Origin of the sequence: Alicyclobacillus hesperidum (genome assembly GCF_900107035.1) — a bacterium.
Taxonomy (GTDB): Bacteria; Bacillota; Bacilli; order Alicyclobacillales; family Alicyclobacillaceae; genus Alicyclobacillus; species Alicyclobacillus hesperidum.
In genome coordinates this window covers 1-13,064 of the sequence record NZ_FNOJ01000010.1, presented here as the reverse complement: position 1 = coordinate 13,064, position 13,064 = coordinate 1, and the positions used below count along the sequence as shown (strand labels likewise).

At 47.6% G+C, this 13,064-nt stretch carries 5 protein-coding genes; all 5 read left to right on the top strand.

Going from position 1 to position 13,064, the window contains the following annotated elements:
• The first annotated feature begins 622 nt into the window (after positions 1-622).
• The 5 genes from BLU70_RS08690 to BLU70_RS08670 all read left to right on the top strand — a co-directional run bounded on the left by BLU70_RS08690 (position 623) and on the right by BLU70_RS08670 (position 11,974).
• Positions 623-3,442: an SNF2-related protein gene (locus BLU70_RS08690; protein ID WP_074693229.1), complete on the top strand. Its 2,820-nt coding sequence runs from the start codon at positions 623-625 to the stop codon at positions 3,440-3,442.
• A 22-nt stretch (positions 3,443-3,464) separates the two neighbouring features.
• Positions 3,465-5,336, top strand: a complete 1,872-nt coding sequence (locus tag BLU70_RS08685; RefSeq protein ID WP_083341221.1) for a site-specific DNA-methyltransferase — start codon at positions 3,465-3,467, stop codon at positions 5,334-5,336.
• Positions 5,337-5,348: 12 nt separating this feature from the next.
• Positions 5,349-7,988, top strand: a complete 2,640-nt coding sequence (locus BLU70_RS08680) for a restriction endonuclease (RefSeq protein WP_074693228.1) — start codon at positions 5,349-5,351, stop codon at positions 7,986-7,988.
• A gap of 484 nt (positions 7,989-8,472) precedes the next feature.
• A complete protein-coding gene (locus BLU70_RS08675; protein ID WP_074693227.1) occupies positions 8,473-11,238 on the top strand; it encodes a TrlF family AAA-like ATPase in 2,766 nt (921 codons plus the stop codon).
• A gap of 67 nt (positions 11,239-11,305) precedes the next feature.
• A complete protein-coding gene (locus BLU70_RS08670) occupies positions 11,306-11,974 on the top strand; it encodes a UPF0489 family protein (protein ID WP_074693226.1) in 669 nt (222 codons plus the stop codon).
• The last annotated feature ends 1,090 nt before the right edge of the window (positions 11,975-13,064 follow it).

Here is a 13,064-nt window from a genome sequence, read left to right as displayed (position 1 = left end):
TCTCTTCCTTACGTTCTGGTTTTGGCCGAAACCATTTCACCCCTCTTTTGGAGCGCAAATATTGTTCATGCGTTTTGAGGTGCCCAGGTGTGATCCGGTCAAAAACACGTCCACACAGAGCACACTGTACTGGTGGCCCCTTCAACACAGGAAGCATCCGGTCCTGCGCTTGTAATATAGTTAAGGCTTTGGCGTACATTTTCATCCCCCCTTTTGATTGAGGGAAAACCTATCAAGCCTCAAATGGATGATGCAAGTGTCAGGCCCGAAAGTTGTTTGGACCGGTATTGAGGAGTAGGGGTAATAAAGAATCGGATACAAAAGTCCGATGGTTACTGGACAATCCGTGTTTACATGCCATCTGAGAATCCCTTTCAAAATTCATGTCTGCTGCGGTTTTCCGAGGGCTGCCTCCAATGCAGAAATCGGGGCTTAAGAGGACTAGGGGAAATAAGAAAGAAAAATCCCTCTTCATAGATGAGGCGGGATGCTCTCCTCATAGCCTCTCATTTTAGGGATGCTTGTCCTGTGTACCATCCATCACTATCGTAGATTTTGGTAGCCTGTAGTAAAATGTAAGAAGGCAAACTATACGGGATCTTCATTTGAGAGGGAAAATGCAATGTCGACGCCATATCATTCAAAACTATGGGCGCATCTGCTAACGATGCGTGCTGCTACAGACGACTTTGATAGAATCACAAGAGCCGCTGCAAACGCAAGGGTGGATGTGAACCCTCATCAGATAGATGCGGCTTTATTTGCATTGCGGTCACCACTGTCACAAGGCGCCATTCTCGCCGACGAAGTTGGGCTCGGCAAGACGATTGAAGCAGGTCTGGTGTTATCACAGCGCTGGGCGGAGCGCCGTCGAAAGCTGATTGTCGTCGTTCCAGCCACATTGCGTAAGCAGTGGGCGATGGAGCTGGAGGAGAAATTCCATCTGCCGTCTGTCATCCTGGAAGCGAAGTCTTTCAACAGCCTGTTGCGTCAAGGCCATTCGAACCCGTTTGATCTGCGCAATCAGGTAGTCATCTGCTCATATCACTTTGCGGCCGCAAAGTCGGAATTTATATCACAGGTATCTTGGGATCTTGCAGTTCTGGATGAAGCCCACCGCCTGCGGAACGTATACAAGTCCACCAACAAATTAGCGAAGAACATTCAGGCGACGTTGGCCCGTACGAAAAAGCTTTTGCTTACGGCTACGCCGCTGCAAAATAGTCTGATGGAGCTTTATGGGCTTGTCAGTATCGTGGATCCGAATGTCTTTGGAGATGACAAATCGTTTCAGGCACAGTTTACGAGACAATCGTCGGAGGACAGAAATCAGCTATTGCGGGAAAGGTTGGCTCCTATTTGCACTCGAACCCTGCGGAAACAAGTGCTGGAATATATACGGTACACGAACCGGATCCCTATCACACAGGAGTTTACTCCAAGTGATGATGAACACCGGCTCTATGAAGAGGTAACAGAATACCTCCGCCGAGAAGTCCTCTTGGCATTGCCAGCCAGTCAACGTAGCCTGATGACGCTTGTATTGCGCAAACTGCTTGCGTCATCGACTTTTGCGATTGCGGGAACGCTTCGTGGTCTCATCCGGCGCCTGGAAAATCTTCAGCCGATAAACGTTGAAGAAGTGGCAGATGACTACGAGGGAATGGATGAACTGGAAGATGAATGGGATGACACAACGGAGGAAGAACGTGTCGATCCGCAACTTCTGGCGGAGGAGTTATCGCTTTTACGACGGTACGCTGATTTGGCAGAAAGCATCCGGAACAATGCGAAGGGCGATGCGCTTCTCACTGTGCTGGACAAAGCGATGGATAAGGCAAAATCCCTTGGTGCGAGGGAGAAAGCGGTCATCTTTACAGAATCTCGACGTACGCAGCAATACCTGTTCCAACTCCTGACGGATAACGGCTATGAAGGCAAAATCGTACTCTTCAACGGGATGAACAACGATCCCCTGTCGACACACATATACCAAGAGTGGTTGAAGCGACACGAGGGTGAATCCGTCATCACCGGGTCCCGGAGCGCAGACATTCGTGCGGCACTCATCGAGGAATTTCGGGATAGAGCGACCATCCTCATCGCCACGGAGTCCGCTGCTGAAGGTGTGAATCTCCAGTTTTGTTCATTAATTGTCAATTACGACCTGCCGTGGAACCCGCAGCGTGTTGAACAACGAATTGGCCGTTGTCACCGGTATGGACAGAAACATGATGTAGTTGTTGTAAACTTTTTGAACAAGAGAAACGAAGCCGATCAACGGGTATACGAATTATTGGCGGAAAAATTTCAGTTGTTTAGTGGGATTTTTGGCGCCAGCGATGAAGTCCTTGGAGCGCTGGAATCTGGAGTCGACCTCGAAAAGAGAATCGCTCAAGTGTACCAAGAGTGCCGAACGGTCGAGGAAATCAATGCTGCCTTTGACGCCCTGCAAAAGGAATTGGAGTCGTCGATTGAAAGCCGTTTGACTGAAACCCGGCGGGCGCTACTGGACAATTTCGATGAGGATGTACATGCCCGACTCAAGGTGTATGAGGGGCAAGCGACCGAACGGTTGTCGGAACAGCAACAATACCTGCTGTCACTTGCTAAAGTAGAACTCGCAAATGATGCGTTGTTCGATGACTCGACACCACGGTTCAGGTACTCGGGAAATGATGCACCGTCTGGGATTTATCATCTTGACTGGAAAGCCGCAGAGGTAAATGGCGATAACTTCTTTCGGATAGACCATCCGTTGGCCCAAGCCCTTGTGGATCGGGCCGTTACGAGGGAGTTGCCACCCGCTGAACTGGCCATTCATTATTCTGACTATGAAGGCCTGATTAGCACCGTGCAGGCGTTAAAGGGCAAATCAGGGTGGCTCCAAGTCACCGAATTGGCAGTAGAATCGCTCGAACTCGAAGAGTTTCTTGTTTTCTCCGGGATCACTGATGACGGAGGAATAGTGGACGAAGAGACCTGTCTGAAACTATTTAAACCAAAGGCCATGGTGAGGCAGATAGATCCTTCTGCCATACCACCAGCCTCGGTTGAGCAATTTGAAGCGAAAATCGTCAAGGAGAAGCTACATCTTGTGGAGGAAAAGAACGGGAGATTCTTTGATGAGGAAGTTGCCAAGCTGGACCGATGGGCGGATGATCTGAAGTTTGGATTGGAACAGGAAATTAAAGACCTCGATAAGCAAATTCGAGAATTGCGTCGTGCTTCCACCACTGCGGTTTCTCTCGCAGATAAGCTGGCGGCGCAGAAGGCACAACGTGACATAGAGACGCAGCGAAATAAGAAACGGCGGGAATTGTACGAAGCACAAGATGCGATTGATGCGAAGCGCAACGAGTTAATCGAAAATATTGAGCGTCAATTGAAGCAGACTCATCGTTTGAAACCGTTGTTTACTATTCGCTGGACTGTTGTATGAAATAGGAAGGGGAGAACGTATCGTGGACAAACTTCCACTCACATCGAAAGACATTTTGGCTGAAAAGATTGAACGTATACGTGAAGAGTTTCCAGAGGTATTTTCGGAGGGGAAAATCGATTTTGAACGACTGAAGATGGCCCTTGGGGATTTTGTAGACAATGGTCGTGAACGTTACAGATTGACATGGGCTGGTAAGAGTGAAGCAATTCGAAACATCCAAACGCCGAGCGTTGGAACCCTACTCCCGGTTCCAGAGGAATCCGTAAACTTTGAAACTAGCGAGAACCTCATTATTGAAGGGGACAACCTTGAGGTCTTGAAGCTGCTCCAGAAATCCTACCACGGAAAGATAAAGATGATTTACATCGATCCGCCATACAACACTGGGAATGAGTTCATATATCCGGACAATTTCCGTGAAGGACTCGACGATTACCTGCGATATTCTGGGCAGGTCGACGGCGATGGGATCAAGCTCTCGACAAATACCGAGACCGATGGGCGCTTTCACTCAAAGTGGCTCAACATGATGTATCCGAGGTTGTTTTTAGCAAGGAATTTGTTGCGAGAAGATGGAGTTATTTTTGTATCTATCGACGACAACGAAATACACAATTTAAGAATCCTGATGAACGAGCTGTTTGGCGAAGAAAATTTTATAGCCACGTTCGTATGGAAAAGACGGACAGGCTCAAATGACTCAAAGAATTTTGTTTCAAGCGATCATGAGTATTTGGTGGCTTATGCAAGAACTGAGTTCACCAAACTAAATGGCATCCTGAAGGATTTCGCAAACTACTCGAATCCAGACAATGATCCTCGTGGACCATGGGCTGTTGATAATTTAACATGCAACAAAACCGCTGACGAGCGACCAAACTTGTTCTATCCAATCACTGATCCCGCTACCGGTATCACCTACCAATGTAATCCAAACAGAGTTTGGGCATACGAAAAGGAGCGGATGCTTAGATTGATAGATGAAGGCAAAGTGATTTTCCCCAAGAATGGGCAAGGAACACCCTATTATAAGCGCCATAAATCCGAATTGAGATCGGAGAGGAAACCTGTGAGCACTTGGATTGAGGGATCTTCTCGATCACAAAACGACGTGGCGGCAGAGCAATTTGATGATGACGCTAGTATTCTTCAAGCCCCATTGAACTCTCACGGAACGAAGGAATTACGGGCGATCTTTGATTCGCAAGTCTTCAATTACCCCAAGTCTTCACGATTGATAAGGACACTTATCGAACAGGCTACGTCGGACAATGACATAGTATTGGATTTCTTCGCAGGTTCCGGGACGACTGCACATGCCGTTCTTGATCTCAACCATGAAGATGGAGGGAATCGGAAGTTTATCCTAATTCAACTACCGGAGCCAACAGGGATAGAGGAGTTCCCCACCATTGCAGATGTTGCCAAGGAAAGAGTACGGAGAGTGATTCGTGGGACAGAGCAGCTTGAAGCCCTTGGCGGGGATTTCAAGGTGTTTAGGTTAAGCGATAGCAACTTCAAGGTATGGAATGGTACTGGTGAGGGGAATGTCGAAAACCTTGCAAGGCAATTGAAATTATTCGCCGACAACATAAGACCTGGACGTGAATCTCTTGACTTATTGTACGAAATACTGTTGAAGTCTGGGTTACCTTTGAGTGCTACTATCGAGCAGATCGATATCAGTGGACAACGGACGTTCTCCATCGCCAACGGTGCGTTGCTAATCTGTCTCGGTGATAGCGTGAATGAACAGTACATTCAGGGAGTTTTGGGTATGTATCCTCGAGGCTTTGTATGTCTTGATGCGTCCTTCAACGGTAATGACAATCTGAAGACCAACACCAAACTTCTGATGGAATCACATGGCATCGAATTCCACACGGTATAAGGAGGTGGCGCCATGAAGATACAATTTGAACGAAACCAACAATATCAATTGGACGCCATCCAATCCGTAGTTGATATTTTTGACGGTCAACCGCAGGCTGCCGGGCAATTTGAAACACGTTTGGACGCCGGATTTGGCGGCCTTATGACAGAGCTTGGCTTTGGAAACGAGCTCTTGATTGACTGGGAAACCGTTGTTAAGAACGTGAAGCGGATCCAAACAAGAAATGGGATCAATCAAGCGGAAACCTATAGTGGAATGGACTTTTCCCTGGAGATGGAGACAGGGACGGGTAAAACGTACGTCTATCTACGTACGATTCATGAGCTGCACGCCAAGTACGGCTTCACAAAATTCATCATTGTTGTGCCTAGCGTTGCCATTCGTGAAGGTGTCCTGAAAAACCTTGAGATCACCCGTGAACATTTTGAGGACATCTATGGTAGGCAGCCATTCGACTATTGGGTGTATGATTCCAAATTGGTTTCGTCATTGCGGCAGTTTGCGACATCCAACCAACTACAGATTCTTGTGATCAACATCGACGCTTTCAATAAGAAGACGAACAATGTCATTCACCGGGAGAACGACCGCCTGTCTGGGCATAAACCCATTGAGTTCATCCAAAGCACTCGTCCCGTCGTTATTTTGGATGAGCCGCAAAATATGGAGAGTACCCAGGCAAAGGAAGCTATCGCCAGCCTGAATCCGTTATGCACGCTTCGGTACAGTGCAACGCACCGTAAAATGTATAATCTTTTGTATCGTCTTGGCCCTGTTAAGGCGTACGAAATGAAGCTGGTCAAGCGTATCGAGGTGGATTCAGTAATCGACGATCCGGATTTCAACCGACCTTTCATTCGTGTAGAATCCATCACGCCGACCAAAACGAAGATTACGGCGAAACTGACGATTGATGTCCAGGGTGAAGAAGGTCCATCACGCAAGACCGTTAGCGTCAGCCAAAATGGAACGGATTTGTTTGATGTGTCAAACGGTCGTGCTGCCTATCAAGGGTACATCGTGGATCATATCGACGCCGGCAACGGTTATATTGCCTTCACGAATGGAGTCACCCTTCATGTTGGACAGGCAATCGGCGCACACCAGGACGATGTGATGCGGGTACAAGTACAAGAGACGGTCAAAGAACATCTGGAAAAGGAACTTAGAGTCTACAAGGAGTTCCCCGAAGGCAAGCGTCTCAAGGTTCTTTCGCTATTTTTCATAGATCGGGTGGCTAACTATGCCGATGAAGACGGCAAGATTCGAAAATGGTTTGAGGAAGCCTACACGGAACTGGCCCGGAACCCGAGATATTCAGTATTGGGACTACCACCTGTCGAGAAAGTGCATAATGGCTACTTTGCAACTGATAGGAAAGGCAACGCCAAGGATACGTCAGGGAATACGCAGGCGGATGATGAGGCGTATGAACTCATCATGAAAGACAAGGAGCGTCTCCTTTCGAGAGAAGAGCCTCTCCGGTTTATTTTCAGTCACTCCGCTTTGCGTGAAGGATGGGACAACCCAAATGTGTTTCAGATTTGCACGCTCAATGAAACCAAATCCGAGATCAAAAAGAGGCAGGAAATCGGTCGAGGCCTTCGTCTTCCGGTGGACGAAACGGGTCAACGCATCTTGGATCATCCCATCAATCGCCTGACGGTGATCGCAAACGAGAGTTATGATGACTTCGCACGCTCGTTGCAAACTGAGATCGAGGAAGAGACAGGTGACAAATTCCCGAAACCGGACAACAAGCGGGAAAGAAGGACCGTGCGCCGTCGAGAAGACCTCCGTGATAACAAAGATTTCGTTGAACTTTGGAACCGCATCAAACACAAGACTCGGTACTCCGTTGAATACGACACGAAGGTACTCATTGAACAGGCAGCTTCAGCAGTCAAGAAAATGCCGGCGATCAGCACGCCTTCCATATATGCTGTAAAGAGTGGAATTGACATTACGGAGCAAGGTGTCACCACGAAGATGCTGGGTGTTCGGCAGCAATCCGTTACTTCCAGCAGTGAAGTTCCGGATCTGATTGGGTACATTCAGCGACAAACAGAGTTGACACGTGGCACCATTGCGGAAATTCTGATTCAATCCGGGCGACTGAGCGATGTGTTTGTGAATCCACAGCAGTTTCTTGATTTTGCAACCCGTGCCATCCGTGAGACGTTGCAAAGTCTGATGATTGAAGGCATCAGGTATGAGCTGACGGGCCAGGAATATGAGATGCTGAAAAAATTCCGTGAAGATGATGGTGGGTTCGAAGAGGAATTGAGCCTCTATGAGAGCCGAATCGTGAGAGTGAATAAATCGGTGTACGATCACATTGAGGTTGATTCGAACGTTGAGCTTGAATTTGCAAAGGCGCTTGATACGAGGGAGGATATACGTTTCTTCGTTAAGCTGCCGGGCTGGTTCAAGATTGAGACCCCGGTCGGATCGTATAACCCGGACTGGGCGATTGTGAAGCAGTCAAGGGACGAGGCTACCAAGCTGTATCTGGTTCGGGAGACCAAGGGTTCGACTTATCTAGGCGATCTTCGGGACAGCGAACAGGCGAAAATCAAGTGTGGTGAAGCCCATTTCGACACTCTCAACGTCGATTATCGTGTGGTCAAGAGTGCGCAGGAGGTATGATGAAAGGGGCTCTTTGCGCCCCTTTCCTTCGTCAATGATAACTGCATATCTTATTACCATGGAGGTGTTGTACTGAAAATATCTACGATTCTGGATCAAATCGATCTAGGCCATATTGCTCTATCTGAATTTCAGCGAGGATACGTGTGGAACCGAGACCAGGTACGCAAAGTTTGGTTCCACCTGAAGACTGAAAGTCAACTTCGATCCGAATGTGTCACGGCTGGAACTAAAATGGTCAGTTTCCGTGCTTAGCTCGTAGAGAGTGATATTTTGATGTCTTAGCTCCCAGTGTACCTGCATCTTCAAATCCGCTCCCTGCGCCATTAACTGTTTTGTTCTAGGGGGACACTACCATATCCACAATGGGATAACCTTCAAAATCTCCAATGTTATCATAACAAATTTGTCGTTGGGGGTTGGCCATAGGCGGAAGAATATGTAGAATTTTGTTTGGATTTATAATTCGTTGGGAGGTTACATTGTGCGTGACAACGGAGCTCACTTTCATCGTTGTGATTTCCAGGTTCATTCACCTCGTGATATCAACTGGAATGGAACTCGAGCGGTCACTGAAAGCGAACGGAAGTCCTATGCCGAAGATTTTATAAGACATTGTATTGATACGGGGCTTCACGCTGTGGCGATTACGGATCATCATGATGTCGTGTTTTTCCAGTACATAAAGGAAGCTGCTCTGGAAGCAGAACAAACCGATGGAGTGCTTGTAACGGTTTTTCCCGGTGTCGAAGTTTCCATTGCCAGGCCATCAGCGCAGCTACTTCTTCTATTTGATCCCGACATAGATATTACTGCGTATAGGAGTGTGCTTCCAAAGCTAGGTATTACACCGTCCCTGGATTCAGAAGCTCAGACCTGTGCGATTACACAATTGGACCTTTCGGTACAAGATATTGTCAGCAGATTGAATGAGACTCCTGAGCTCGTAGAGCGCTATATCGTACTTCCGAATGTTAAGCCCGATGGTCACAAAACTTTTATGCGTCGTGGAAATCACACGATTTTCTCAAAATTACCTTGCGTCGGTGGCTATGTTGAGGGGGTCACCTACGAATCGATTCGAGCGAGTGACAGACGTATTCTTGAAGGAAAGATTCCTGAGTGGTCCAGTCGTGCATACGGTGTATTTCAAACATCCGACGCCAGAGATGCAGATTTCTCAGAGCTAGGCCGATTCAGTACATGGGTCAAATGGACAAGACCTTCCACTGAAGCGATCCGTCAAGCATGCCTATCCCAAGATTGTCGCATTTCACATGACACACCCTCGCTTCCAAAGGTCCATATCGACGGTATTGAGGTTTCAGCAAGTCGCTTCCTCGGTCCTGTGGATGTAAAAATGAATCCCCAATTTAATGCTCTTATTGGGGGACGTGGTACAGGCAAATCCAGCCTCCTTGAATATATTAGGTGGGGACTTTGCGACCAACCTGTTGAATTTGAAACGGATTTGCCTACCTTTGAGAAAAAACGGACGGATCTAGTGAAAAACACCCTGGAGAATGTACGAGGTGTTGTCACAGTTCGTTGGAGTATCAACGGAGTTCCGCACGCCGTTGTGCGGTCTACGGTCGATCATTCAATCCAATTGTCTATTGCAGACAGCACACCGAGATTAGCCACTGCCGATGAGGTTCGATCGCTGTTACCAATCCAAGCATATAGCCAAAAACAATTGAGTACAGTGGGCGTAAATGTGCAAGAACTAAGGAGGTTCATTGAACTTCCCATTCAGGAGAAGCTCCGGAGTCTGAAAGACAAATTCGAAGGGACTTCCACAGGGGTACGGCAAGACTTGGTGGCGGACAGAGAGTATAAGCGTTACCTCCGATCACTCAGTGAGCACCGCTCCTCTCTCGCCTCGTTGAGGGAACAGAGCAAGGCGCTGCGGGAACAGATGGTCGATTTGTCTCCCGAAGACCAGCAGACCTTAAAATTGCATCAGCAGTTTATGCAAGACAGGACCTTTGTCGAAAAAGTATACGCCTATGTTAATCGGGTGCGGGAGCAACAACGGCTGCTACTAGAGGTATGTGAAGAAGTTGATGGATTGGAACCGATGGCACCATCCGGATCCTCGAATGAGGTATTGATTAGGCTCGTAATCCAGCAGGTAGGCAAAAAGGTTCTTGATTTCAAAGAGAAACTATCGACAATTAACAGTCTTTCAATGCCAGATCCTGATTGGCAGGAAACGTTGGCAACCATCAAAGACTCATGTGATGAACATGATGTGAAATACCAGAGTGCCTTAGCAAGAAATAAAGCCTACCACGAGACCTTGAAGCAGCTTTCAGATATAGAAGATCGTATCGTCCAAACCGAAAGCTTAATTGAAACGACAGAAGATAAGCTTAAAGCACTCGGTAACCCATCAGAGGACTTAAAAAGGAAGTTGTACGATCTGAAGCAGATTTATGCTGAGGAAAGAGAACTGTATCAGCACCAATGTGCGTCTCTGACAGCTTTGTCTGGGGGACAAATTGAAGCTGCACTGGCACCTGTTGCCGACATGAGTGACTTGTCTACGTTCATCCGTGAGACATTTCAGGGAGCAAATATTACATCTGAGAAGATAAATTCACTTTGCAATATACTGCTTGAATCGGAAGATCCCTTCGCCAAGTGGTTATCTGTTTTAGCCGAGCTCCGAACCGTTTGCGAGTTGACCTCCGAAAATATCGAATCCCACGGCCTTCCCGACCTAGAGCATCTAAGGGGGGTATTTATCGAAACAGAAATTCGCCGTTTAGCGCTGAGGCTGGACTTAGACAAGTATTCTTCCCTTCTGTTGTACCGTCTAAAGCAAAAGCCGATATTTAAGTACAGGGTGCCGGGTGGGGAGGCGATTGATTTCACGGACGCTTCCGCAGGACAACAGGCAAGTGCCTTGCTTGGAGTATTGCTCTCGATTGAGGGACCTCCGCTCATCATTGACCAACCTGAGGATGACCTTGATAACGCTGTGATATCTCAAATAGCCAATAAGATATGGGATGCGAAACGAAAAAGGCAACTGATTTTTTCAAGCCACAACGCCAATCTTGTAGTGAATGGTGACGCTGAATTGGTTGTTCAGTTCGGATATTCTAATAGTGCCGATCACTCCAAGGGTACTGTTCTGAGCGAAGGTTCTATTGATGTACCCGTAGTTAAAGATGCAATCACGACCGTAATGGAGGGCGGCGACTCCGCTTTCAAACTGCGTCAGGAGAAGTACGGTTTTTAAGTGGCCGAGGTGTGGCTCTGTGGATATATCAAAGCGGATATGCTTTCCAGACCGAAGAATCTTCATAATGCCCGATCATAATTGGGTTTTTTACCGTTGGGAGATTGCTCGGGAACGAGGTTGGATTCGGCCATTAGCCACATTGGTTCACCTCGATGCACACCTTGATGATCTTTACGACGGGGTTGAAGTTGCGGGATTTTACGACATTCAGGGGTTGGAAGATGCTTATTTTGCGGCCGAGAGGATGGACATTGCAAATTTCATTTGGCCGGGCTTTGCTCGAGGAACCATAGACCAAATCTTTTTTGTTGCACGATACCCAGAGGATGCAGACCCATTTGAAGCTCGCCGGTTGGCAATGCGCCACATCGCTAGGCACATTCCGCCAGGACGTGAATTTAGCGGCATCCATGTGCCATATCTCGAGGATTTCAAGCGAATGTATTCCAGTGGGAAATTGGATCGATATCTCACCCGGTCAGTAATATTGGATCTCGATTTAGACTATTTCAACGCCAGCAACAACGTATTCGAGCCGATGTTGTTTTCGGATGAAGAGATCCTGAAGTCACTACAATATCTCCGAGATATAAGGCAGTGGGACTTTGTAACGGTGGCGTTGTCCCCAATGTATTGCGGCGGCGATGAGCAGTGTGAGCACATCTATCAGCTGTTTTCGGGTGTCTTCCAGTTGGACGTAAACACGGCGGAGGAATGGCCGATCCCGGAGTGAAGCAGAAATCACTAAAGGTATTTGGGTTCTGATGGGGGCCCACTGTCCGCCACTACAAGTTTCTGATCAATGGGTGTCCAATCGCCTATAGGCACCTGTTTTACCGCATATACCGGCATACGTATGCAGTCATTTTCTGATACCAGCTATCCTCCTTGCGGTTCGGTGGGCACTTCGATAGTACAGGTTTCTCTTATTGGGATTTCCAACGTAATGCACACTCAAAGTATATTGGGTGAACTGCTTGTTGAAATGTTTCACAGTCCGTCTCAGCCGACGAATCGATTTGCGAATCGATTCATGTGCTCGCTTTGAATTGACACGGAGAAGATGTTCAATATGATCGACATCGGAAAACACGCATATTGACTGTATCTCCTTGTCCGCACCACCAGCAGCCAGAAAATCCCGTACGCAACCGATAGCAAACCGGAGGGCATGGATTTCACCCAGAACGGTGTACTGCGGGAACTGTGTGATTATGGATGCGCCATATAAACGGCACGTACCAACACCAACGATACAAACACCAAGGTGAAAGCCTTCATTTATAACGCTACAATCACAGTAAACGGATACCGTCTCTTCGCTTTGTAGAAGATGATTCACTTCCATCCAGGTGTGAGAGTTGTAATTCTGGTGCTGTAACACTGTGCTCTTGATTGAACGCTCAAGGTCTGAAATACTGTACTGCGAGTGGGTTTTCACGGCCATCAATCCCCCGTCACACATATATCGTGTACCTGAGGATTTCAGGCCGAGGAGCCTCGCCTCCACCAAAACCGGATGCAGCGCCCATAAGGGCGCTGTTTTTGCATTTTCTTGGGGGATGGAAGAGGCATTCGTGAGGTGAAGCACTAAGGGGTAAGTTTTGACTTACCTGATATGTAATATTGGGTGTCCTATGGTGCGGGCCTTATAACCTTACTTATAGTAGATTTTCATAGCATGTAGTAATATGGAACGTGGATTCCTTGCAAGGTATTCTGTTTCAGAGGGAAAATACTAATGTCAAGTTGAGTCCGTACAATTGGTGTAAATTCAGTGGAAGCACTGGGTGACATCATGTAGACGTGCCACCCCGTCCCTC